The sequence below is a fragment of the Pseudomonas sp. FG13 genome (assembly GCF_057809755.1).
This window is the reverse complement of record NZ_JBMDKO010000003.1, coordinates 151,614-173,519: the sequence shown is the minus strand read 5'-3', so window position 1 is coordinate 173,519 and position 21,906 is coordinate 151,614. Positions and strand designations below refer to the sequence as shown.

Below are 21,906 nucleotides of genomic sequence, written 5' to 3'. Positions count from 1 at the left end.
CAAAAATCACGTGCGTGTATGATACACGCCGTGTACCTATTTAGCTAAATCCGCGGTATTTGAGGCTTTTTTTCATGCAGGCGTATCAGCGCGATTTCATTCGCTTTGCCATCGATCGCGGGGTTTTGCGCTTCGGTGAGTTCACCCTCAAGTCCGGGCGCACGAGCCCGTACTTCTTCAACGCCGGCCTGTTCAACAGCGGTTCCGCCCTGGCCCAGTTGGGTCGTTTCTATGCGGCGGCCATTGTCGAGAGCGGGATTCCGTTCGACGTGCTGTTCGGCCCGGCCTACAAAGGCATCCCGCTGGCCGCCACCACTGCCGTCGCCCTGGCCGAACACCACGACCGCGACCTGCCCTGGTGCTTCAACCGCAAGGAAGCCAAGGCCCACGGTGAAGGCGGTAGCCTGGTGGGCGCGCCGCTGACCGGTGACGTGTTGATCATCGACGACGTGATCACCGCCGGCACCGCCATCCGCGAAGTGATGCAGATCATCGCTTCCCAGGACGGCGCCAAGGCCGCCGGTGTGCTGATCGCCCTGAACCGTCAGGAACGTGGCAACGGCGAGCTGTCGGCGATCCAGGAAGTGGAGCGCGACTTTGGCATTCCGGTCATCAGCATCGTTTCGCTGACCCAGGTCCTGGAGTTTTTGGCCGACGATCCGCAGCTCAAGCAGCATTTGCCGGCGGTCGAGGCTTATCGGGCGCAGTTCGGCGTCTGATCGGCTTGCACAATCCCCTGTGGGAGCGAGCCTGCTCGCGATAGCGGCGGATCAGTCAACATCAGTGTTGAAGCCCATTCCGCCATCGCGAGCAGGCTCGCTCCCACATGGGGTATCTCGCAGGTGGCCCGGTGCAAAAAAAGACCCCGCTCAGCCAGGCTGAGCGGGGTCTTTTTTTGGGGTGTGGCTTATGGACGCTTGCGATTGCTGATCAACGTACCCACGCCAGTGTCGGTGAAGATCTCCAGCAGGATCGCATTCGGCACCCGGCCGTCGATGATCAGCGAGCTGCCGACGCCGCCTTGCACCGCTTCCAGTGCGCAACGGATCTTCGGCAGCATGCCGCCGTAGATGGTGCCGTCCGCGATCAGATCGTCGACTTGTTGGGTCGACAGCCCGGTCAGGACCTTGCCCGACTTGTCCATCAGGCCGGCGATGTTGGTCAGCAGCATCAGCTTTTCAGCTTTCAGTGCTTCGGCGACCTTGCCGGCCACCAGGTCGGCGTTGATGTTGTACGACTCGCCGTTGGCGCCCACGCCGATAGGCGCGATCACCGGGATGAAATCGCCCTTGACCAGCAGGTTCAGCAGGTCGGTGTTGATGCCGACCACTTCGCCCACATGGCCGATGTCGATGATTTCCGGCTGGGTCATTTCCGGCGTCTGGCGGGTGACGGTGAGTTTCTTCGCCCGGATCAGCTCGGCATCCTTACCGGTCAGGCCGATGGCGCTGCCGCCATGACGGTTGATCAGGTTGACGATGTCCTTGTTGACCTGGCCGCCGAGGACCATTTCCACCACATCCATGGTCTGCGCGTCGGTGACGCGCATGCCATCGATGAAGTGGCTTTCGATCGACAGGCGCTTGAGCAGGTCGCCGATCTGCGGGCCACCGCCATGCACCACCACCGGGTTGATGCCCACGGCCTTCATCAGCACGATGTCGCGGGCGAAGCCGGTCTTCAGCTCCTCGCTTTCCATCGCGTTGCCGCCATATTTGATCACCAGGGTCTTGCCGACGTAGCGTCGGATATAAGGCAACGCTTCGGACAGGACCTTGGCGGTGTTGGTGGCGGCTTCGCGTTCGAGGGTCATTCAGGGCTCCAGTGGCGCTTCAAAAAATCAAAACGGTAGTTGAAGATCGGGTGCAACACGTTTGAGTTGGGTGTGGAACACATCCTTGATGCGCTGCAGCTCGGCTTCGTTATCGGCCTCGAAACGCAGGACCAGCACCGGTGTGGTGTTGGACGCGCGAACCAGGCCCCAGCCGTGGGGATAGTCGACCCGCACACCGTCGATGGTGGTCAGTTCGGCCCCTTCGCCCCATTGAGCGTCGTGCAGTGCATCAATGATGCTGAATTTGCTCTCTTCGGTCACATGGATATTGATTTCCGGCGTAGAAATATCGTTCGGGAAGGTCGCGAACAGGTCTTCGGCGCTGGATTTTTCCTTGCTGAGGATCTCCAGCAGGCGTGCGGCGCTGTAGATGCCGTCGTCGAAACCGAACCAGCGCTCCTTGAAGAAGATGTGGCCGCTCATCTCGCCGGCCAGCAGGGCGCCGCTTTGCTTCATTTTTTTCTTGATCAATGAATGGCCGGTCTTCCACATCAGCGGACGACCGCCGTATTCCTTGATCAGCGGCACCAGGCGACGGGTGCATTTAACGTCGAAAATGATCTCCGCATCGGGGTTGCGGGCCACGACGTCCTTGGCGAACAGCATCAGCAGGCGGTCAGGGAACACAACGCTGCCGGTATTGGTCACCACGCCCACGCGGTCGCCGTCACCGTCGAAGGCCAGGCCCAGGTCGGCGTTGGTTTCCTTGACCTTGGCGATCAGGTCTTCAAGGTTTTCCAGCTTGCCCGGGTCCGGGTGATGGTTGGGGAAGTTGCCGTCCACCTCGCAGAACAGCGGGATGACCTCGCAGTTCAGGGCTTCGATCAGTTGCGGGGCGATCACGCCGGCCGCGCCGTTGCCGCAGTCGACCACCACTTTCAGGCGACGGGCCAGCTTCACGTCCTTGACGATTTCGTCGCTGTAGCGCTCGAGGATATCGACCTTGGTGACGGTGCCCTTGCCGCTGCTCAGGTCGTTGGTCTTGAGACGGGTGTGCAGGGCCTGGATCTGCTCGTTGGCGAGGGTGTCGCCGGCGATGACGATCTTGAAGCCGTTGTAGTTCGACGGGTTGTGGCTACCGGTAAGCATCACGCCGGATTTGCCGGCCAATACGTTGGCGGCGTAATACAGCGCTGGGGTCGGGACCAGGCCGACGTCGCTGACGTGGCAGCCACTGTCGGCAACGCCCTTGATCAGCTGCTCGACCAGCTCGGGGCCGGACAAGCGGCCATCGCGGCCGACGCACACGTTCGGTTCGCCCTGGGCCAGGCTCTGGGAGCCAATGGCGCGGCCGATCCAGTAGGCGGTTTCGCCGGTCAGGGTTTCCGGCACCACGCCACGGATGTCGTAGGCGCGGAAGATGCTGTCAGGAAAGATCGGTGCGATTGCGGCTGGGGTGTTCATGGGCGGGACGCTCTATTCAGAAGTGACTGGACAGGCCGACGATCAGCGTCGGCAGGCTCAAGCTGAAGGGTATGACGGCGTTTTTGACAGAGAGTTCGTGGTGGGAAAATGCCATGAGACAGCGTTACCCTGGCCTCGCTCGCCTAATACCTTGATTCCGGATGGGAAACCTAGCAGAAAGCCATTGCGCATTTTTTGCCCTGAAACAGAAGCTTAATAAACCGGCCGGGCGGCATGCCCGGCCCGATCCCGCCTGTCAGTGACTGCCGGAGTGCCCGAAACCGCCTGCGCCGCGCTGGCTCTCGTCGAACTCCTCGACCAGTTCGAAGTGGGCCTGGACCACCGGTACCAGCACCAGTTGGGCGATGCGTTCGCCCACCGCGATGTTGAATGCCGTTTGACCACGGTTCCAACACGACACCATCAGTTCGCCCTGGTAGTCGGAGTCGATCAAGCCCACCAGGTTGCCCAGCACGATACCGTGCTTATGACCCAGGCCCGAACGCGGCAGGATCAGCGCGGCCAGGCCCGGATCGCCGATGTACACCGACAGGCCGGTGGGAATCAGCAGGGTCTGGCCCGGCTCCAGGACGGTGTCCTGCTTGAGCATGGCCCGCAGGTCGAGGCCGGCGGAGCCCGGCGTGGCGTACTGCGGCAGTGGGAATTCGTTGCCGATGCGAGGATCGAGGATCTTGGCTTGTAGAGCGTGCATGGAAAATTAAACCTGGTTCAGCCGTTCGGCGATGAAAGTGATCAGTTGGCGGGCGATCTTGCCCTTGCTGGTCTGAGCGAAAAGGGTGGCGTGCAACTGGCGGTCGATCACGCTGCAGGCGTTTTCTTCGCTGTTGAAGCCGATGCTCGGGTTGGCGACGTCGTTGGCGACGATCAAGTCCAGATTCTTGTCCTTGAGTTTGCGCGCGGCGTAATCGAGCAGGTTTTCGGTTTCGGCGGCGAAGCCGACACTGAAGGGGCGGTCGGGACGGGTGGCGATGGTGGCCAGGATGTCCGGGTTGCGGACCATTTGTAATAGCAGGCCGTCGCCGCTCGTAGGGTCTTTCTTCAATTTTTGCGGGGCGATGACTTCAGGACGGTAGTCCGCTACCGCTGCCGAGGCGATGAACAAGTCGCAGGGGATGGCCGCTTCGCAGGCCGCGAGCATGTCCCGGGCGCTGACCACGTCGATGCGGGTCACCCGATCCGGCGTCGGCAGGTGCACGGGGCCGGTGATCAATGTCACCCGGGCACCGGCTTCCACTGCGGCCTCGGCCAGGGCGAAGCCCATTTTTCCGGAGCTGTGGTTGGTGATGTAGCGCACCGGGTCGATGTTTTCCTGGGTCGGTCCGGCGGTGATCAGCACGTGCTTGCCGGTCAGGGCGTGGCGCTGGAAGCAGTCGGCGGCACATTGGGCCAGGTCGGTGGCTTCGAGCATGCGGCCCATGCCCACATCGCCGCAGGCCTGGCTGCCGGAGGCCGGGCCAAAGACTTTCAGGTCGCGGCTTTCGAGCAGTTGCAGGTTGGCCTGGGTGGCCGGATCGCGCCACATGGCCTGGTTCATCGCCGGTGCGACAGCGACCACCGCGTCGGTGGCGAGCACCAGGGTGGTCAGCAGGTCATTGGCGATGCCTTGGGCCAGGCGGGCAATGAGATCGGCGGTGGCTGGGGCGATCAGTACCAGGTCGGCCCACTTGGCCAGTTCGATATGGCCCATGGCGGCTTCGGCCGCCGGGTCGAGCAGATCCAGGTGGACCGGGTGCCCGGACAGGGCCTGCATGGTCAGCGGGGTTATGAATTCACTGCCGCCACGGGTCATGACGACCCGCACTTCCGCGCCCTGGTCGATGAGTCGGCGAACCAGCTCGGCGCTCTTGTAGGCGGCAATGCCGCCGCCGACGCCCAGAACGATGCGTTTCCGATACAGCCGCTGCATAAGCCTGCCTTTGGATTTCAGTGGTCAATGCAGGGCGAACCTCTCGACAGCAGCCTGCCGGGGTGCAAATCGCCTGCAAAAAAGATGGGCTACGATATCACAGCGACCGCTATGGAACAGCGGTGCCCACCATCAGGGAGAGCCTATGAGTATTCGGGATTGGCCCGTGGCCGAGCGGCCGCGGGAGAGGTTGTTGGCTTCGGGGGCAGGGAGTCTTTCTGACGCCGAGCTATTGGCGATTTTCTTGCGAACCGGCGTGTCGGGGAAAAGCGCGGTGGATCTGGCGCGACAACTGTTGACTCAATTTGGCAGCCTGCGCGCGCTGCTGGAGGCCGACCAGATCACCTTCAGCAGCCATATGGGGTTGGGGCCGGCGAAATTCGCGCAATTGCAGGCGGCCCAGGAGATGAGCCGACGGCACCTGGCCGAACGGGCGCGGCAAAGAACGACATTGGAAAGCCCGGGCATCGTCCGTGAGTACCTGAAGTCGATGCTGCGCCACGAGCCCCATGAAGTGTTTGGCTGCCTGTTTCTCAATTCCAGGCATCAGGTGTTGGGCTTCGAGACGCTGTTTCGCGGCTCCATCGACAATGCCAGCGTTCATCCCCGGCAAGTGGTCAAGCGCGCCCTGGCCCACAACGCCGCCGCGCTGATCCTGTGCCACAACCATCCTTCCGGCAACACCGAGCCCAGTCAGGCCGATCGGTTACTCACCGAGCGACTTCAAGAGGCGTTGGAGCTGATTGACGTGCGAGTGCTCGATCACTTCATCGTTGGTGATGGGGAGCCGCTGTCGATGGCGGAGTATGGGTGGATGTGAGCGAAATCTGGTGCCCAGAGAAATCCTTTGTGGGAGCGAGCCTGCTCGCGATAGCGGTTCGTCAGTGACATTGTCTGTTCTGACACGCCGCAATCGCGAGCAGGCTCGCTCCCACAAGGTTCACCGCATTACTTGAGGCTGACCTTCGAGTAATCCTGGCGCCCAAACGGGCTGACCGCATAACCCTGCAGGTCCTTGCGAACCAGAGCGAACGCGGTCGGGTGCGCCAGCGGTAGCCACAGGGCCTGTTGCTGGATCTGTGCCTGGGCCTGCTCATAGAGCTTGGTACGCACGCCCTGTTCGCCGGTGGTCTTGCCGGCGCTGATCAGCTTGTCCAGGTCCTGGTTGCAATAACGGGCGAAGTTGGTGCCGGACTTGACCGCCGCGCAGGAAAACTGCGGCGTCAGGAAGTTGTCCGGATCGCCGTTGTCGCCGGCCCAGCCCATGAACAGCAGGTCATGCTCGCCGGCCTTGGCTCGACGGATCAGCTCCCCCCATTCGATCACCCGGATTTCGGCCTGGATGCCGATTTCCGCCAGGTCGGATTGCAGCAGTTGTGCGCCGAGGCTGGGGTTGGGGTTCAGCAGGCTGCCGGAAGGGCGGGTCCAGATCGTGGTCTGGAAACCCTCTTTCAAGCCGGCCTTGGCCAGCAGCTCGCGGGCCTTGGCCGGGTCATGGGCATAGCCGGGCAGGTTCTTGGCGTAGCTCCAGGTGTTTGGCGGGTAGGGGCCGTTGGCTGCTTCGGCGGTGCCTTCGAAGACGGTCTTGAGGTAGCTGGCCTTGTCGAAGGCGAGGTTGATGGCCTGGCGCACCTCGGGTTTGTCCAGGGGCGGATGCTGGCTGTTGATTGCCACGAAGGCGGTCATGAAGGCGTCGGTCTGTTCCACCTTCAGGGTCGCTTCCTGCCGGGCGGCCTGCACGTCCAAAGGCTTGGGCGACAGGGCGATCTGGCATTCGTTGCGCCGCAGTTTTTGCAGGCGCACGTTTGCATCCGGTGTGATGGCGAAGATCAGCGGGTCTACCTGGGGCTTGCCGCCGAAGTAATCATTGTTGGCCTTGTAGCGAATCGAGGCGTCCTTCTGGAACCGGTTGAAGATGAACGGGCCGGTGCCGATGGGCTGGTTGTTGAGTTTTTCCGGGGTGCCGGCCTTCATCAATTGATCGGCGTATTCAGCCGAATAGATCGAGGCGAATCCCATGCTCAAAGTGGCCAGGAAGGTGGAGTCCGCGTGATCGAGGGTGAAGCGCACGGTCAGCGGGTCCAGTGCATCGATTTTCTTGATCAGCGCCGGCAGTTGCATGGACTGGGCATGCGGGAAGCCGCTCTGGGCGACTTTATGCCAGGGATTGGCAGGGTCCAGCATACGTTCGAAGCTGAACTTCACGTCTTCGGCGCTCAGGTCGCGATGGGGCGTGAAATATTCGGTCTGATGGAACCTGACCTTTGGACGCAGATTGAACACGTAGGTCAGCCCATCGGTCGAGACGTCCCAGCGCTCGGCCAGGCTGGGGACCACCTTGCCGCTGGCGGTGTCGAACTCCACCAGTCGGTTCATCAGGACGTCGGCGGAGGCGTTGGTGGTCGTCAGCGAATTGTATTGGACGACATCGAACCCCTCCGGGCTGGCCTCGGTGCAGACGCTCAGGGCGGCGGCCTGGGCCAATGGGCTGATCAGCAAGGGGGCGAGCAACAGTGAGAGGGCAGCGAGGCGCATGATCGGTTTCCTTGTCAGGTCGAAGGCCCATCTGCGAGTGCAGTCTGGAAAAGGCCTACCCTAGTGGGCTCGCTGCCAAATGACTATCCCCTTTTTGCTTTTTCCGGCACCCTGCGCTCGCGCATCGATGCACTGGAAGCGGTCGGCGTTGAAAAAAACTGGATGCAGCGACGAGCGGTCGCAGCCATCGCCAGCCTTTGCCGCAGCCGTTCGGCACGGCTGCCCGAGGATTCCCAGCAAAGACAAATCACACAGGCTGTTGTTGCACCGAGGTCTTTCTGGTATAAAGCAGCGCTCTTTTCTAGGGGCCCGGTTCCTTCACTGTAGGTGTAGCCGGTAAGACCCTTAAAGAAACGCGGCGCCTGGCGCCAAATGACTGAGAGATTAAGCGGCCAACCCATGCCGGGTTGGGCATGTGGTTTTAGAGGGCTGAGGCATGTCTAGAGTCTGTCAAGTTACCGGTAAGGGTCCGGTGACTGGGAATAACATTTCCCACGCAAACAACAAAACCCGTCGTCGTTTCCTGCCGAACCTGCAGCATCACCGCTTCTGGGTTGAAGAAGAGAAACGTTTTGTGCGTCTGCGCGTATCTGCCAAGGGCATGCGTATCATCGACAAGCGTGGCATCAGTGTCGTGCTGGCCGAACTTCGTCGCGATGGCAAGGTTTAAGGGAGCTAATCATGCGTGAATTGATTCGTTTGATCTCGAGCGCCGGTACTGGTCACTTCTACACTACCGACAAGAACAAGCGTACTACCCCGGACAAAATCGAGATCAAGAAATATGATCCGGTTGTTCGCAAGCACGTGATCTACAAGGAAGGCAAAATCAAGTAATTGATTTTCCTTCTTACAAAAAAGGCCCGTATCGCGAGATACGGGCCTTTTTTGTGGCTGGCTTCCAGCCCTGATTCAATCCCTGTGGGAGCGAGCCTGCTCGCGATGGGGCCAGCCCGGCCAATGAAAACTCAAGCCTTCTGCTCAAACACCACATAGATCTTGCGGCACGGCTCCAGCACTTCCCAAGTACCCTTGAACCCGGCCGGAATCACGAAGCGGTCGCCTGCGCGCAGTGTCTTGGCATTGCCGTCGCTGTCCCGCAGCACGGAGACACCCTGGACGATCTCGCAGTATTCATGTTCGGTGTAATTGACTGTCCACTGGCCGACCGCGCCTTCCCAGACGCCGGCATTCATTTGTCCGCAGGGGCTGTTGTAGTGGTTGTACACGGCTTGTTCGGGATCACCCTTGAGAACCTTGGCCGGGTCCGGGCGATAGCGATCGGCGACGGTGCTGGCCTGACTGAAGTCGACGATGTCCTGGATGCTCATTTCCGTAATCCCCCGGTGATTGCTTGGAAGGCTCGAGTCTATGTTTATTAAAACGAACATCGCAAGGCTGTTTGCCGGCCTTGTGTCAAATATATTGAAACTGGAGGGGCGGCTGGTTTAGGGTGGTGGGTGCCCTGTGCCGAAAATATGCGCGAAAACCGGCTGGCCGGGCAGAATTCCTGAGCGGGCGCACCTCTGCGACGCTCATACCCCAATAAGAGGAGGACACTCGCATGACCACCCTGACTCGTGCCGACTGGGAACAACGCGCTCGCGATCTGACCATCGAGGGCCGCGCCTTCATCAACGGCGAATACACCGATGCGGTGTCCGGCGAAACCTTCGATTGCCTCAGCCCGGTCGATGGCCGCCTGTTGGGCAAGGTCGCCAGCTGCGATGCTGCCGACGCCCAGCGTGCCGTCGAAAACGCTCGCGCGGTCTTCAATTCCGGCGCCTGGTCGCGCCTGGCGCCGAGCAAGCGCAAAGCCACCATGATTCGTTTCGCCGGCCTGCTCAAGCAGCACGTCGAGGAGCTGGCCCTGCTCGAAACCCTGGACATGGGCAAGCCGATCAGCGATTCCCTGAACATCGATGTGCCCGGTGCGGCCCAAGCGTTGAGCTGGAGCGGCGAAGCGATCGACAAGCTCTACGACGAAGTGGCTTCGACCCCGCACGACCAACTGGGCTTGGTCACCCGCGAGCCGGTCGGTGTGGTGGGCGCCATCGTGCCGTGGAACTTTCCGCTGTTGATGGCCTGCTGGAAGCTCGGTCCGGCACTGTCCACCGGTAACTCGGTGGTACTCAAGCCGTCGGAAAAATCCCCGCTGACCGCCATCCGCATCGCCGCACTGGCCGTCGAAGCCGGGATTCCGAAAGGCGTGCTCAACGTGTTGCCAGGCTACGGCCATACCGTCGGCAAGGCCCTGGCCCTGCACATGGATGTCGACACGCTGGTATTCACCGGTTCCACCAAGATCGCCAAGCAACTGATGATCTACTCCGGCGAATCCAATATGAAGCGCATCTGGCTGGAAGCCGGCGGCAAGAGCCCGAACATCGTGTTCGCCGACGCCCCGGACCTGCAAGCTGCCGCCGAAGCCGCGGCCAGCGCCATTGCGTTCAACCAGGGCGAAGTCTGCACCGCCGGCTCGCGACTGCTGGTGGAGCGCTCCATCAAGGACACCTTCCTGCCGCTGGTGATCGAAGCCCTCAAGGGCTGGAAGCCCGGCAACCCGCTGGATCCGGCGACGAATGTCGGTGCCCTGGTGGACACCCAGCAGATGAATACCGTGCTGTCCTACATCGAAGCCGGTCACAGCGACGGCGCCAAGCTGGTGGCCGGTGGCAAGCGGATCCTCGAGGAAACCGGTGGTACGTATGTCGAGCCGACGATTTTCGACGGTGTGAGCAATGCCATGAAAATTGCCCAGGAAGAGATTTTCGGTCCGGTCTTGTCGGTGATTGCCTTCGATACCGCCGAAGAAGCCATCCAGATTGCCAACGACACGCCATATGGCCTGGCGGCGGCGGTATGGACCCGGGACATCTCCAAGGCCCACCTGACCGCCAAGGCCTTGCGCGCCGGCAGCGTGTGGGTGAACCAGTACGACGGCGGCGACATGACCGCGCCGTTCGGTGGCTTCAAGCAGTCAGGTAACGGCCGCGACAAGTCGCTGCATGCCTTCGACAAATACACCGAGCTGAAGTCGACCTGGATCAAGCTGTAATAGCACAGCGCTGATCCCTGTGGGAGCGAGCCTGCTCGCGATAACGGTATGACAGTCGACAGCTTTGTTGAATGTTGCGCCGCTTCGCGAGCAGGCTCGCTCCCACATTGTTTTGAGGGATACCCATAATCGATGACGACCCACAGGAGCGTGGAAATGCGTTGGGCGACTTATTTCGCCGTGTTGGCCTCTGTCCTGAGCGTCGGCCTTGCCCTGGGGGTCAGCATGCCGCTGGTGTCGCTGCGCCTGGAGGGCTGGGGGTATGGTTCGTTCGCCATTGGTGTGATGGCGGCCATGCCCGCCGTGGGGGTGTTGCTTGGAGCCAAGGTGTCGAGCCGTCTGGCGGCACGGTTTGGGACGGCGACCTTGATGCGCTTGTGCCTGTGGGGCGGGGCAGTGTCCATTGGATTGCTGGCATTGTTGCCCAGTTACCCGGTCTGGCTGGTGCTGCGGCTGGTGATCGGGGTGGTCCTGACCCTGGTGTTCATCCTTGGTGAGAGTTGGATCAATCAACTGGTCGTCGAACAGTGGCGCGGGCGGCTGGTGGCGCTGTATGGCGCCAGTTATGCCCTCAGCCAGTTGTCCGGCCCGCTGTTGCTTGGTGCGCTGGGTACTGTTCACGACTACGGATTCTGGGTGGGCGTCGGCCTGCTGCTGGTGGCGCCCTTGCTGCTGCTCGGTCGCAGCGGCGCGCCGACCAGTGAAGCCGGCAGCGTTACCTTGGGCGATTTGTGGGCATTTTGCCGAGGGCTGCCAGCGATCGCCTGGGCGGTGTCGTTGTTCGCGGCCTTCGAGGCGATGATCCTGACGTTGCTGCCGGTGTATTGCCTGCGCCAGGGGTTCAGTGCCGACGTCGCGCTGGCGATGGTCAGCACCGTGGTGGTCGGTGATGCGTTGCTGCAATTACCCATTGGCGCCTTGGCCGACCATTTGTCTCGGCGAACCTTGCTCACGGGCTGCGCGGTGGCGCTGACCTTATCCAGCCTGGCGGTTCCGTTGCTGATCGATACCGTACTGATCTGGCCGTTGTGGGTGCTGTTCGGAGCCAGCGCGGGTGGCTTGTTCACCCTGTCGTTGATCCTGATCGGCGAGCGTTACCGCGACGATGCGCTGGTGCGGGCCAACGCCCATATTGCCCAGTTATGGGGAATCGGTTGCCTGATCGGTCCCTTGGTGGCGGGTGCGGGCAGCCAATGGATCAGCGGGCACGCGCTGCCGTTGTTCATGGCGGCGGGTGCGTTTGGGCTGGTGATTCTGTTGCTGCGCCAGGGTGCGTTCGGGGCTACGCAGCCTGCCTGAAAAACCTGTGGCGAGGGAGCTTCTTGTGGCGAGGGGATTTAGCGAGACGTCGCACCGCCCCGCTGGGCTGCGTAGCAGCCCTGAAGCCAGGCGCCACGGTACATCAAGTTGATTACATTCAATCTGCTTGGGGCTGCTTCGCAGCCCAGCGGGGATAAATCCCCTCGCCACAAGAGCGGGGCAGCCCTACAACATTTTTTCCAACCCGATGGTCGTCGCAAACCAGGCATTGAACCGGCGCCACCAGCTGCCGGGCTCGCGGTCCAGGTCGTGGAGTTTGCCGTTGTCTTCGGTGGTCCAGATAAGCGCTCCATCCTCCAGTCGCGCGTGATAGCTCAGGGCAGGGGCCATGCCTTGCAAGGCGAGGTCGCGGACCTGGCCAGCGAGTTCGGGACTGTCCACCAATACGCCGACCTCGGTGTTCCACAGCACTGAGCGCGGGTCGAAATTGAATGAGCCGATGAACGACTTCTGCCGGTCAAAAATGATCGCCTTGCTGTGCAGGCTCGAGTCCGATTCGCCGTAGGACTTGCTGTAGAACAGGTGCGGGCTGCTGCCTCCCGTGTCCCCGGGCTGGCGCCGCAACTCGAACAGCCGTACACCATGCTCCAGCAGGGCCCTGCGGTAGGGCGCGTAACCGCCGTGCACCGCTGGCACATCGGTGGCCTCCAGGGAGTTGGTCAACAAGCTGACCGACACGCCGGCATCGGCGCGGCTGGTGAGGTACACCAATCCGGGCTGTCCCGGCACGAAGTAAGCCGAAATCATGATCAGCTCCTTGCTGACCCCCGTCAGCTCAGGGCCCAGTTGCGTGGTCAGCAACAGGTGCGGATCCGGCTCGTCCTTGGCCAGCACCTTGCTGGGCGCATCCCACAGCGCCTGGTTCCAGGCCCAGATCAATTCGTTGCGCCAGATATCCAGGCGCGGTTGGGTCCGGTAGGTGGTCAACTGCTGGTACAGCGCGTGGTTTTCCTTTTGCGTTTGTTCCAGGGACTCTTGCAGGCGCAGGCGGCTGTTGGCCAAGTCCTTGGCGGTGGGCCGATGGGACAGGAATTGTTCAATGGGCTTGCTCAGGGCGCTGTTCCAGTACTGGTCGAAACTGTGTCCCAGTTGCTCGGCCACCGGGCCGACGCCGAGCAGGTCGATATCGGTGAAGTTCAGGTGAGGTTCGGCATCGAAGTATTCGTCTCCCAGGTTGCGCCCACCGACGATGGCCATGCTGTTGTCCGCCAGCCATAGCTTGTTGTGCATCCGCCGGTGTTGCAGCGACAGGTTGAACAGCCGGCCGAGACTGCGGGTCACGCCGGTGGCGCGCCCCAGGTGCAATGGGTTGAACAGGCGGATCTGGATCTGCGGGTGAGCGCCGAGGGTCGAAATGATCTGGTCCTGGCCATCGCTGGTGGTGTCGTCCAGCAGGATCCGCACGCGCACGCCCCGGTCGGCAGCTTTGAGCAATTCATCCACCAGCATCCGGGTGCTGATGCCGTCGTGAACGATGTAGTACTGCAAGTCCAGGCTGCGCTGGGCGTTGCGAATCAGCTCGGCCCGGGCGGTAAAGGCATCGGTGCTGTCGGAGAGCAGGCGAAACCCCGAGCGTCCTTCATGTGGCAGGGCCTGGGCCTGGACCGAGCGTCCGAATGACGATTCGGAAGCCGGCAATGTCTGGGAAGGCTCGCGGGTGATATCAACGCTGGCACAGCCTCCCAACAGTGAGGCGACAAGCAGTAGCGTAGGCAGGATCGGTTTGGATCTCACGTAGGATCGTTCCGCTTGTTGGCGTTGATTGGCTGTCGGGTGCTGCTTCCCTGCTTAGCATTCAGACGCCGCCGTCCTGGGTTTCGTTCAACAGCGCGATAGCGGCTGCCCCGACCTTGCGCACGGCGTCCTCGATCTGTGCCGTTGGCTTGGCAGCGTAGTTCATCCGCAGGCAGTTGCGGTACTTGCCCGATGCCGAAAAAATGCTCCCGACCGCAACCTGAACACCTTGGTCGTGCAAGACCCGATTGAGCTTCAGGGTATCGAAACCTTCGGGTAATTCGACCCACAGCATGAAGCTGCCCCGGGGGCGACTGGCGCGGGTGCCTGCTGGAAAGTAGCGGCTGACCCAGTCAATCATCATGTCGCGATTACGCTGGTACTGTGTGCGCATCCGCCGCAAATGGGGTTCGAAATGCCCGTTCTTGAGGAACTCGGCGATGGCGATCTGCGGCTGCGGCGCGGTGGAGCCGGTGCTGATGTACTTCATGTGCAGCGCCCGCTCCAAGTACCGGCCCGGCGCAACCCAGCCCACTCGCAGGCCCGGCGCCAGGGTCTTGGAAAACGAACTGCACAGCAGGACGCGGCCATCTTCATCGAAGGATTTGATTGTGCGGGGTCGTGGGTAGTTGTAGGCCAGATCCCCATACACATCGTCTTCGATAATTGCCACATCGAAGCGCTGTGCCAGGGTCAACAGCGCACGTTTGTTCGCTTCCGGCATGATGTAGCCCAGGGGGTTGTTGCAGCTGGGCGTCAACTGTATGGCCTTGATCGGCCATTGTTCCAACGCCAGTTCCAATGCCTCCAGGCTGATGCCGGTGAGTGGGTCGGTAGGGATTTCCATGGCCTTCATGCCCAGACCCTTGAGGGTTTGCATGGCGCCATGGAAGCTGGGCGAGTCCACCGCGACGATGTCGCCTTGTTCACAGGTGGCGCGAATGCTGACCGACAGCGCTTCGTGGCAGCCGGTGGTGACAATCAGGTCATTGGCCCCCAACTGACAGCCCGAATCCAGCAGCAGGCGGGCAATCTGTTCGCGCAACGCAAGGTTGCCGTGGATATTGTCGTAGTACAGGCCAGGCATGTCCTGCCGACGGCTGATCTGCGCCAGGCTGCGCAGCAGCGGTTTCATGGTTGGAGAGTGGATGTCCGGCATGCCGCGTCCCAGTTGCACCACATCCTTGCGCGGCACGGCGCGTATCAGCTCCAGCACCTGGTCCCACTGTGAGATATCCACCGGCCGTTGGGCCGGACGGCCTATCGCCGGCAGGTCTGGCAATTCGCGACTGACCGGGACGAAATAGCCGGATTTGGGCTTCGGCATCGCCAACCCACTGTCTTCCAGCACGCGATAGGCCTGCTGCACCGTGCTCAGGCTGACCCCATGTTCCGTGCTCAGTGCCCGCACCGACGGCAGCCGGTCGCCGGGGCGGTAGAAACCCTGTTCGATGCGGGTGCCGAGCAATTCGGCGAGGTTCACGTAGAGGGTCATGGCGCGCTCTCGATAAGTTGGGAAGCAGGTAACCAATACAGTTGGCCGGTAAAAACAGCATTCAGTGGCAAAAAGGCTCTATCTGTATGCAAATAAAATACAGACGTTGAATCTGTATCGATTTTGGCCGTCCGCGCATCATGAAACCTCTGGCTACCCAAGTAAACAGGAGCAATGAAAATGAACGGCTTGAGCGATGTGCGGCTGACGTTACACAGTCAGGAACTGGAGGCTGGGCAGGAAAAGGAACTTCGAGGCGCAAGGTTTCGAAATGCTCCGACCTGCCTGGGCCGCTGGGGCCTGTTCTGGCATCGTCTGCATACACGTCGAGTCTTGCTGGAGCTGACACCCGAACAGTTGCGTGATATCGGGATGGATCCGCAGCAGGCGCGGGAGGAGGCCCTCAAGCCGTTCTGGCGGGGTTGATCCAACCAAAAGGTGGCGAGGGAGCTTGCTGTGGCGAGGGTATAAATCCCCTCGCCACAAAAACAGCATCAGGCTTACCTACAGTGTCATTCGGATCAGACCAGCTCTTTCAACCTGTGCCACAACATCCCCAATGCCAACAGCGGCGAGCGCAAGTGCTTGCCGCCGGGAAAGGTGATGTGCGGGACCCGGGCGAACAGATCGAACCCACCGCCTTGCTGCCCACTGATGGCTTCGGCCAACAGCTTGCCGGCCAGGTGCGTGGCGTTCACGCCGTGGCCGGAATAGGCCTGAGCGAAATACACGTTGGGCCGGTCCTTGAGGCGGCCGATCTGCGGCAGGCGGTTGGCGCCGATGCCGATCATCCCGCCCCATTGATAGTCGATCTTCACGTGTGCCAACTGCGGGAAGACCTTGAGCATTTTCGGACGCATATAAGCGGCGATGTCCTGTGGATCGCGGCCCGAATAATGGCAAGCCCCGCCGAACAGCAAGCGGCGATCCGCCGAAAGCCGGTAATAATCCAGAGCCACCCGCTGGTCACAGACCGCCATGTTCTGTGGCAACAACGCCTGGGCCTGAGCCTGGCTCAAAGGCTCAGTGGCGATAATGTAGCTGCCAGCGGGTAGTACCTTGCCGCTCAATTCCTGGTTGAGGCCGTTGAGATAGGCATTGCAACCGAGCACCAGGGTCTTGGCGCGAACCGAGCCTTGTCGGGTATGCACCTTCACTTCAGGGCCGTAATCGATCCGGGTGACCGCCGATTGCTCGAACAGCCTGACCCCCAGCCGCTGCGCGGCGTCGGCTTCGCCCAGGGCCAGGTTCAGTGGATGCAGATGGCCAGAACCCATGTCGATCAAGCCGCCGACATAGCGGTCCGAGCCCACCACGCTGTGCATCTCATGGGCTTGCAGCAGCCGGGTCGGGTGACGATAGCCCAGGCTGCGCAGTTCCTCGGCGTCCTCGGCGAAGCCTTCCAGGTCGGCGGGTTTGTTGGCGAGGTCGCAATAACCCCAGGTGAGGTCGCAGGCGATCTGGAAACGCTCGACGCGCTGCCGGACGATTTCCACTGCCTCAAGTCCCATGAGCTTCATCTGGCGGACGCCTTCGGCGCCGATGACTGGGGCGAATTGATCCAGGCCATGGCCGACGCCGCGGATCAACTGGCCGCCGTTACGCCCACTGGCTCCCCAGCCGATCTGGTGTGCTTCCAGCAACACTACGCTCATGCCGCGTTCGGCCAGTTCGATGGCCGTGTTCAACCCTGAGAACCCGCCACCGACCACGCAGACATCCGCCACCAGCTCGCCCTGCAGCAACGGATGGTCCGGTTGCGGCAGGCTGCTGGCGGCGTAGTAGGAGGCGGCGTGCGCGTGGCTCGGGACAGGTTGCTGAACACGGGCGTTCATGTGCGTAATCCTGATTATTGTGTTTGAGAAATTTTACGGAGCATAAGCCGCGGATTCCTCCGTGGGCAACAGTGGTCGGCTGGCGCTGTCTGGTACAGGGCTTTTAGGGCAGAATCCGGAGCAATCCCCACCAGGTGACGCCTCGATGAGCTGCAACAGTCAGAAAATCCGCACGCTGCGCCAGCAGATTCCCTCGTTCGAGTGCGTACCGGGTTGCCACGACTGCTGCGGGCCGGTGACCACGTCACCCGAGGAGATGGCCCGCCTGCCGCGCAAAACCCGCGCCGAGCAGGACGCTGCCCTGGCGGCTCTCGACTGCGTGCACCTGGGGCCGAACGGCTGCACCGTGTATGACGAGCGGCCGCTGATCTGTCGGTTGTTCGGCACCACGGCGACGCTGCCGTGCCCCAATGGGCGGCGACCGGTGGAGTTGATCCATCCCCGGGTCGAGCAGCAGATTCATGAGTACATGGCTGCCAATCGGCAGGTGTTGGTCTAGCGAGATCGTTCCCACGCTCTGCGTGGGAATGCCTCATCGGACGCTCCGCGTTTGGCTTTTCCGGGACGCGGAGCGTCCCTGGCTGCATTCCCACGCGGAGCGTGGGAACGATCTACGCTCCGCGCGGGAGCGATCAATCCGGAATCGGCAGGTTCAGGCTCTCTTTCACCTCTTCCATCACGATATAGCTCTTGGACTCCCGCACATGGGGCAGTTTGAGCAGAATGTCGCCCAACAGCTTGCGGTATGAGGCCATCTCGGAAATCCGTGCTTTGACCAGGTAGTCGAAGTCCCCCGACACCAGGTGGCATTCCAGCACGTGAGGCAATTTCAGCACGGCACGTCGGAATTCTTCGAAGGTGTCGCCGGATTTGTAATCGAGACTGATCTCGACAAACACCAGCAGGCTACCCTTCAGATGCTGCGGGTTGAGCCGGGCGTTGTAGCCCATGATGATCCCTTCGCGCTCCAGGCGCCGTACCCGCTCGGTGCAGGGCGTTGTCGAGAGACCGACCTTTTCCCCCAGTTCGGTGAAGGAGATCCGCCCGTCCGCCTGAAGGATACGCAGGATGTTGCGGTCGATCTTGTCCAGCTCGCGCTTGGTCTGGGTATTGGTACGCACAGGGGATGCGCCTCCGTGAAAAGGGTTTTTGCCGAGAATTCTCGCCAAATATAGGCAGTTATATAGTGAAAAGCACTGCCTATTCTTTTTTACACTGCGCTCATTACGGTTCTGTACAACAAACGTCAGCGGTTCACCCGCGATGAGGGCAACAACATGCGCGTTCTGGTCTTGGGTAGCGGCGTCATCGGTACCGTCAGTGCTTACTATCTGGCCCGTGCCGGGTTCGAAGTGGTGGTGGTCGACCGTCAGCCGGCGCCCGCCATGGAAACCAGTTTCGCCAACGCCGGCCAGGTGTCGCCAGGCTATGCCTCGCCGTGGGCCGCACCGGGCGTGCCGCTCAAGGCCATCAAATGGCTCTTGCAGCGCCACGCGCCGCTGGCCATCAAGGCCACCGCCGACATCGACCAGTACCTGTGGATGGCGCAGATGCTGCGCAACTGCACCGCCAGCCGCTACGCCATCAACAAGGAACGCATGGTGCGCCTGTCCGAGTACAGCCGCGACTGCCTCGACGAACTGCGCGCCGAAACCGGTATTGCCTACGAAGGCCGTAGCCTGGGAACCACACAGTTGTTCCGCACCCAGGCACAGCTCGACGGCGCGGCCAAGGACATCGCCGTATTGAAAGAATCGGGTGTGCCGTTCGAAGTCCTCGACCGCGAAGGCATCGCACGGGTCGAGCCAGCGTTGGCGAATGTCACCGACATTCTGGCCGGTGCCTTGCGTCTGCCCAACGATCAGACCGGCGACTGTCAGATGTTTACCACGCGCTTGGCGGAAATGGCTGTGAAGCTGGGTGTGGAGTTCCGTTTCGGCCAGGATATCCAGCGGCTGGACCAGGCCGGTGACCGTATCAACGGCGTCTGGATCGACGGCAAGCTGGAAACCGCCGACCGCTACGTCCTGGCCCTGGGCAGTTATTCTCCGCAATTGCTCAAGCCCCTGGGTATCCGTGCCCCGGTGTATCCGCTCAAGGGCTATTCCCTGACTGTGCCGATCACCAACCCGGCGATGGCGCCGACCTCGACCATTCTCGATGAAACCTACAAGGTCGCGATCACCCGTTTCGATAACCGTATTCGCGTGGGTGGCATGGCGGAAATCGCCGGTTTTGACTTGTCGCTCAATCCCCGTCGCCGTGAAACCCTGGAGATGATCGTCAACGACCTTTATCCTCTGGGCGGCGACCTGGCCCAGGCCAGTTTCTGGACCGGCTTGCGCCCGACCACGCCGGATGGCACGCCGATCGTCGGCGCCACCCCGTTCAAGAATCTGTTCCTGAACACTGGCCATGGCACCCTCGGCTGGACCATGGCCTGTGGTTCCGGTCGCCTGCTAGCGGACCTGATGGCGAAGAAAAAGCCGCAGATCAGCGCCGAAGGTCTCGATATTTCCCGTTATGGCAGCAAACATCAGGAGTCTGCAAAACATGTCAATCCAGCGCCAGCTCACCAATGACCGCATGAGCCAGGTGGTCGTGCACAACGGCACCGTTTACCTGGCCGGGCAAGTCGGCGACGACATGGGCGCCGGTATCGAGCAGCAGACCCGCGAAACCCTGGCCAATATCGAGCGTTTGCTGGACCTGGCCGGGACTGACAAGAGCCGGTTGCTGTCGGTCACGATCTACCTGAAAGACATCGAGGCCGACTTTGCAGGCATGAACTCGGTCTGGGACAAATGGCTGCCCAAGGGGGTGGCTCCGGCCCGCGCCACGGTAGAGGCCAAGCTGTGCGAGCCGGAAATCCTGGTGGAGCTGTCAGTCGTGGCCGCGCTGCCTTAAAGCTGTCGAAACGATCCCTCTCCCGGCGCTGTGGGTGGTTCACGCCATCAGCCCGCGCCGGTTTTTTTCATGTTTGCCTAGAAGCGTGCCGTCATGCGTCCTGCCCGTGCCCTTATCGATCTTCAAGCCCTGCGCCACAACTACCAATTGGCTCGTGACGTCACGGGGGCCAAGGCCCTTGCAGTGATCAAGGCCGATGCCTACGGGCATGGCGCGGTACGTTGCGCCCAAGCCTTGCAGGACACTGCGGATGGATTTGCCGTGGCATGCATCGAGGAAGCCCTGGAGCTGCGGGCCGGCGGTATTCGTGCGCCGGTGTTGCTGCTGGAAGGGTTTTTCGAAGCCGATGAGCTGTCGTTGATCGTCGAGCACGATTTCTGGTGCGTCGTGCATTCGTTGTGGCAGCTCGAAGCGATTGAAAAAGCGGCGCTGGGCAAGCCGATCACGGTCTGGCTCAAGCTGGACTCTGGGATGCACCGGGTCGGCCTGCATCCGCAAGACTACCAGGCCGCCTATCGTCGGCTGCTGGCCAGCGGCAAAGTGGCGAAAATCGTGCTGATGAGCCACTTTGCCCGTGCCGACGAGCTGCATGATCCTAGCAGCACCCGGCAACTGGAAGTGTTTGAAGCGACCTGCCAGGGATTGACGGCCGAGACCAGCCTGCGCAACTCCCCGGCGGTCTTGGGCTGGCCACAGATGCCGAGTGACTGGGTTCGTCCGGGCATCATGCTGTATGGCGCGACGCCTTTCGATGAAGCCAACGCCACCGCTTCGCGCCTGCAGCCGGTGATGACCCTGGAGTCGAAGATCATCTGCGTGCGCGAGCTGCCGGCCGGCGAGCCGGTGGGGTATGGCGCCCGTTACGTGACCACCCAGACGACCCGGGTCGGGGTGGTCGCCATGGGCTATGCCGACGGCTACCCGCGCCAGGCTCCGAGCGGTACTCCGGTGCTGGTGGACGGCCAGCGCAGCCAATTGCTCGGACGCGTGTCGATGGACATGCTGTGTGTCGACCTGACGAATGTCCCCCATGCCGGGCTCGGTTCGACCGTCGAGTTGTGGGGCAAGCATGTGCTCGCCAGCGATGTGGCGAAGGCTGCCGGCACCATTCCCTATCAGATTTTCTGCAACCTGCGGCGGGTGCCGCGGCTCTATTCCGGGGGCTGACGCAACGCGGGATCGACCGAAGGTCGCTTCACCGCGCAGGATTCGGGTCAAAGTGTTGTAAATACTGAACGCTGTCGCCATGATAACGCTCACTTTCCACACAACCTGATCCCCTGGAGGTTCCAGCATTGGACGTCGGTGAACGACTGCAAGCCATTCGTAAACTCAAAGGCCTTTCCCAGCGTGAACTCGCCAAACGTGCGGGCGTCACCAACAGCACCATTTCGATGATCGAGAAAAACAGCGTGAGCCCCTCGATCAGCTCGCTGCGCAAGGTCCTTGGCGGCATCCCCATGTCCATGGTCGAGTTTTTCTCCGAAGAAATCCTCCAGGAGAAGCCGACCCAGATCGTCTACAAAGCCAACGAACTGATCGATATCTCCGACGGCGCCGTGACCATGAAGCTGGTGGGTAGGGCACACCCGAGTCGGGCGATTGCCTTTTTGAACGAAATCTATCCGCCTGGCGCCGATACCGGTGACGAGATGCTCACCCATGAAGGCGAGGAAACCGGGATTCTGGTGGAAGGGCGTCTGGAGCTGGTCGTCGGCGCCGAAACGTTCGTGCTCGAAGCCGGGGACAGCTACTATTTCGAAAGCACCAAGCCACACCGTTTCCGTAATCCGTTCGATGTGCCGGCGCGACTGATCAGCGCAGCCACACCGGCCAATTTCTAAGGAAGAGGCGCCA

General features: G+C 61.5%; 22 protein-coding genes and 1 pseudogene. 13 read left to right on the top strand and 10 right to left on the bottom strand.

The window, feature by feature from the left end; genetic code table 11:
• Window positions 1-74 precede the first annotated feature (74 nt).
• On the top strand, window positions 75-719 hold the full coding sequence (pyrE, locus tag ACODTO_RS04760; RefSeq protein ID WP_047702586.1) for an orotate phosphoribosyltransferase: 645 nt from the start codon (window positions 75-77) through the stop codon (window positions 717-719).
• 188 nt (window positions 720-907) lie between these two features.
• Here the strand turns inward: pyrE and argB are convergent, their stop codons facing one another.
• From argB to coaBC, 4 genes and pseudogenes are all read right to left on the bottom strand, one after another.
• On the bottom strand, window positions 908-1,813 hold the full coding sequence (gene argB, locus ACODTO_RS04755) for an acetylglutamate kinase (protein WP_053192101.1): 906 nt from the start codon (window positions 1,811-1,813) through the stop codon (window positions 908-910).
• A gap of 27 nt (window positions 1,814-1,840) precedes the next feature.
• Window positions 1,841-3,244, bottom strand: a pseudogene (locus tag ACODTO_RS04750) (phosphomannomutase/phosphoglucomutase); the annotation flags it as partial.
• A 250-nt stretch (window positions 3,245-3,494) separates the two neighbouring features.
• Window positions 3,495-3,950: a dUTP diphosphatase gene (gene dut, locus ACODTO_RS04745; protein WP_047702584.1), complete on the bottom strand. Its 456-nt coding sequence runs from the start codon at window positions 3,948-3,950 to the stop codon at window positions 3,495-3,497.
• A 6-nt stretch (window positions 3,951-3,956) separates the two neighbouring features.
• Window positions 3,957-5,165: a bifunctional phosphopantothenoylcysteine decarboxylase/phosphopantothenate--cysteine ligase CoaBC gene (gene coaBC, locus ACODTO_RS04740; RefSeq protein WP_041022862.1), complete on the bottom strand. Its 1,209-nt coding sequence runs from the start codon at window positions 5,163-5,165 to the stop codon at window positions 3,957-3,959.
• Between the two features lie 145 nt (window positions 5,166-5,310).
• On the opposite strand from coaBC, the gene radC reads away from it, so the two are divergent.
• On the top strand, window positions 5,311-5,985 hold the full coding sequence (gene radC / locus ACODTO_RS04735) for a RadC family protein (protein WP_139641155.1): 675 nt from the start codon (window positions 5,311-5,313) through the stop codon (window positions 5,983-5,985).
• Between the two features lie 128 nt (window positions 5,986-6,113).
• On the opposite strand, the gene ACODTO_RS04730 is transcribed toward radC, so the two are convergent.
• Entirely contained in the window at window positions 6,114-7,700 is a 1,587-nt protein-coding gene (locus tag ACODTO_RS04730; RefSeq protein ID WP_175362816.1) for an ABC transporter substrate-binding protein, read from the bottom strand.
• Between the two features lie 63 nt (window positions 7,701-7,763).
• On the opposite strand from ACODTO_RS04730, the gene ACODTO_RS04725 reads away from it, so the two are divergent.
• The 3 genes from ACODTO_RS04725 (at window position 7,764) to rpmG (ending at window position 8,537) form a co-directional block, all read left to right on the top strand.
• The gene (locus tag ACODTO_RS04725) at window positions 7,764-8,027 is read left to right on the top strand and encodes a hypothetical protein (protein ID WP_139641151.1); all 264 of its coding nucleotides are present in this window, start codon (window positions 7,764-7,766) and stop codon (window positions 8,025-8,027) included.
• Window positions 8,028-8,136: 109 nt separating this feature from the next.
• Window positions 8,137-8,370, top strand: coding sequence for a 50S ribosomal protein L28 (rpmB, locus tag ACODTO_RS04720; protein WP_003177273.1), 234 nt, complete (start codon window positions 8,137-8,139; stop codon window positions 8,368-8,370).
• Window positions 8,371-8,381: 11 nt separating this feature from the next.
• Entirely contained in the window at window positions 8,382-8,537 is a 156-nt protein-coding gene (rpmG, locus tag ACODTO_RS04715; protein ID WP_003177274.1) for a 50S ribosomal protein L33, read from the top strand.
• Window positions 8,538-8,668: 131 nt separating this feature from the next.
• On the opposite strand, the gene ACODTO_RS04710 is transcribed toward rpmG, so the two are convergent.
• Window positions 8,669-9,031, bottom strand: a complete 363-nt coding sequence (locus ACODTO_RS04710) for a cupin domain-containing protein (RefSeq protein WP_139641149.1) — start codon at window positions 9,029-9,031, stop codon at window positions 8,669-8,671.
• Between the two features lie 233 nt (window positions 9,032-9,264).
• Here ACODTO_RS04710 and ACODTO_RS04705 point away from each other — a divergent pair, with 233 nt between their 5' ends.
• Window positions 9,265-10,758, top strand: a complete 1,494-nt coding sequence (locus ACODTO_RS04705; protein ID WP_175362815.1) for an aldehyde dehydrogenase — start codon at window positions 9,265-9,267, stop codon at window positions 10,756-10,758.
• A 156-nt stretch (window positions 10,759-10,914) separates the two neighbouring features.
• Entirely contained in the window at window positions 10,915-12,057 is a 1,143-nt protein-coding gene (locus tag ACODTO_RS04700) for an MFS transporter (protein ID WP_139641145.1), read from the top strand.
• 186 nt (window positions 12,058-12,243) lie between these two features.
• On the opposite strand, the gene ACODTO_RS04695 is transcribed toward ACODTO_RS04700, so the two are convergent.
• A complete protein-coding gene (locus ACODTO_RS04695; protein WP_175385185.1) occupies window positions 12,244-13,812 on the bottom strand; it encodes a phospholipase D family protein in 1,569 nt (522 codons plus the stop codon).
• 61 nt (window positions 13,813-13,873) lie between these two features.
• The gene (locus ACODTO_RS04690; RefSeq protein ID WP_139641142.1) at window positions 13,874-15,307 is read right to left on the bottom strand and encodes an aminotransferase-like domain-containing protein; all 1,434 of its coding nucleotides are present in this window, start codon (window positions 15,305-15,307) and stop codon (window positions 13,874-13,876) included.
• Between the two features lie 180 nt (window positions 15,308-15,487).
• On the opposite strand from ACODTO_RS04690, the gene ACODTO_RS04685 reads away from it, so the two are divergent.
• Complete coding sequence (locus tag ACODTO_RS04685; protein ID WP_041024408.1) at window positions 15,488-15,733, top strand: DUF1127 domain-containing protein; 246 nt, start codon at window positions 15,488-15,490, stop codon at window positions 15,731-15,733.
• Between the two features lie 95 nt (window positions 15,734-15,828).
• Here ACODTO_RS04685 and ACODTO_RS04680 read toward each other — a convergent pair whose 3' ends face one another.
• On the bottom strand, window positions 15,829-17,142 hold the full coding sequence (locus ACODTO_RS04680) for an NAD(P)/FAD-dependent oxidoreductase (protein ID WP_139641140.1): 1,314 nt from the start codon (window positions 17,140-17,142) through the stop codon (window positions 15,829-15,831).
• Between the two features lie 145 nt (window positions 17,143-17,287).
• Between ACODTO_RS04680 and ACODTO_RS04675 the strand changes: the two genes are divergently transcribed.
• Window positions 17,288-17,641 (top strand): YkgJ family cysteine cluster protein, encoded by a 354-nt coding sequence (locus tag ACODTO_RS04675; RefSeq protein WP_489106035.1) that lies wholly within the window; start codon window positions 17,288-17,290, stop codon window positions 17,639-17,641.
• Between the two features lie 133 nt (window positions 17,642-17,774).
• Here the strand turns inward: ACODTO_RS04675 and ACODTO_RS04670 are convergent, their stop codons facing one another.
• Window positions 17,775-18,263, bottom strand: a complete 489-nt coding sequence (locus tag ACODTO_RS04670; protein ID WP_003206849.1) for an Lrp/AsnC ligand binding domain-containing protein — start codon at window positions 18,261-18,263, stop codon at window positions 17,775-17,777.
• A 156-nt stretch (window positions 18,264-18,419) separates the two neighbouring features.
• On the opposite strand from ACODTO_RS04670, the gene dadA reads away from it, so the two are divergent.
• The 4 genes from dadA (at window position 18,420) to ACODTO_RS04650 (ending at window position 21,893) form a co-directional block, all read left to right on the top strand.
• Window positions 18,420-19,724, top strand: a complete 1,305-nt coding sequence (gene dadA / locus ACODTO_RS04665; protein ID WP_139641134.1) for a D-amino acid dehydrogenase — start codon at window positions 18,420-18,422, stop codon at window positions 19,722-19,724.
• Complete coding sequence (locus tag ACODTO_RS04660) at window positions 19,696-20,049, top strand: RidA family protein (protein WP_139641132.1); 354 nt, start codon at window positions 19,696-19,698, stop codon at window positions 20,047-20,049. Before dadA ends, ACODTO_RS04660 begins: the two co-directional genes overlap by 29 nt.
• Before the next feature lie 93 nt (window positions 20,050-20,142).
• Complete coding sequence (gene alr, locus ACODTO_RS04655) at window positions 20,143-21,216, top strand: alanine racemase (protein ID WP_139641131.1); 1,074 nt, start codon at window positions 20,143-20,145, stop codon at window positions 21,214-21,216.
• A 128-nt stretch (window positions 21,217-21,344) separates the two neighbouring features.
• Window positions 21,345-21,893: a cupin domain-containing protein gene (locus ACODTO_RS04650; protein WP_024780576.1), complete on the top strand. Its 549-nt coding sequence runs from the start codon at window positions 21,345-21,347 to the stop codon at window positions 21,891-21,893.
• Window positions 21,894-21,906 lie beyond the last annotated feature (13 nt).

Bases quoted from the DNA above. Each gene is read 5' to 3' on its own strand.
- pyrE (WP_047702586.1), top strand. From the start codon at position 75: ATGCAGGCGTATCAGCGCGATTTCATTCGCTTTGCCATCGATCGCGGG.
- argB (WP_053192101.1), bottom strand. From the start codon at position 1,813: ATGACCCTCGAACGCGAAGCCGCCACCAACACCGCCAAGGTCCTGTCC.
- dut (WP_047702584.1), bottom strand. From the start codon at position 3,950: ATGCACGCTCTACAAGCCAAGATCCTCGATCCTCGCATCGGCAACGAA.
- coaBC (WP_041022862.1), bottom strand. From the start codon at position 5,165: ATGCAGCGGCTGTATCGGAAACGCATCGTTCTGGGCGTCGGCGGCGGC.
- radC (WP_139641155.1), top strand. From the start codon at position 5,311: ATGAGTATTCGGGATTGGCCCGTGGCCGAGCGGCCGCGGGAGAGGTTG.
- ACODTO_RS04730 (WP_175362816.1), bottom strand. From the start codon at position 7,700: ATGCGCCTCGCTGCCCTCTCACTGTTGCTCGCCCCCTTGCTGATCAGC.
- rpmB (WP_003177273.1), top strand. From the start codon at position 8,137: ATGTCTAGAGTCTGTCAAGTTACCGGTAAGGGTCCGGTGACTGGGAAT.
- rpmG (WP_003177274.1), top strand. From the start codon at position 8,382: ATGCGTGAATTGATTCGTTTGATCTCGAGCGCCGGTACTGGTCACTTC.
- ACODTO_RS04710 (WP_139641149.1), bottom strand. From the start codon at position 9,031: ATGAGCATCCAGGACATCGTCGACTTCAGTCAGGCCAGCACCGTCGCC.
- ACODTO_RS04705 (WP_175362815.1), top strand. From the start codon at position 9,265: ATGACCACCCTGACTCGTGCCGACTGGGAACAACGCGCTCGCGATCTG.
- ACODTO_RS04700 (WP_139641145.1), top strand. From the start codon at position 10,915: ATGCGTTGGGCGACTTATTTCGCCGTGTTGGCCTCTGTCCTGAGCGTC.
- ACODTO_RS04690 (WP_139641142.1), bottom strand. From the start codon at position 15,307: ATGACCCTCTACGTGAACCTCGCCGAATTGCTCGGCACCCGCATCGAA.
- ACODTO_RS04685 (WP_041024408.1), top strand. From the start codon at position 15,488: ATGAACGGCTTGAGCGATGTGCGGCTGACGTTACACAGTCAGGAACTG.
- ACODTO_RS04680 (WP_139641140.1), bottom strand. From the start codon at position 17,142: ATGAACGCCCGTGTTCAGCAACCTGTCCCGAGCCACGCGCACGCCGCC.
- ACODTO_RS04675 (WP_489106035.1), top strand. From the start codon at position 17,288: ATGAGCTGCAACAGTCAGAAAATCCGCACGCTGCGCCAGCAGATTCCC.
- dadA (WP_139641134.1), top strand. From the start codon at position 18,420: ATGCGCGTTCTGGTCTTGGGTAGCGGCGTCATCGGTACCGTCAGTGCT.
- ACODTO_RS04660 (WP_139641132.1), top strand. From the start codon at position 19,696: ATGTCAATCCAGCGCCAGCTCACCAATGACCGCATGAGCCAGGTGGTC.
- alr (WP_139641131.1), top strand. From the start codon at position 20,143: ATGCGTCCTGCCCGTGCCCTTATCGATCTTCAAGCCCTGCGCCACAAC.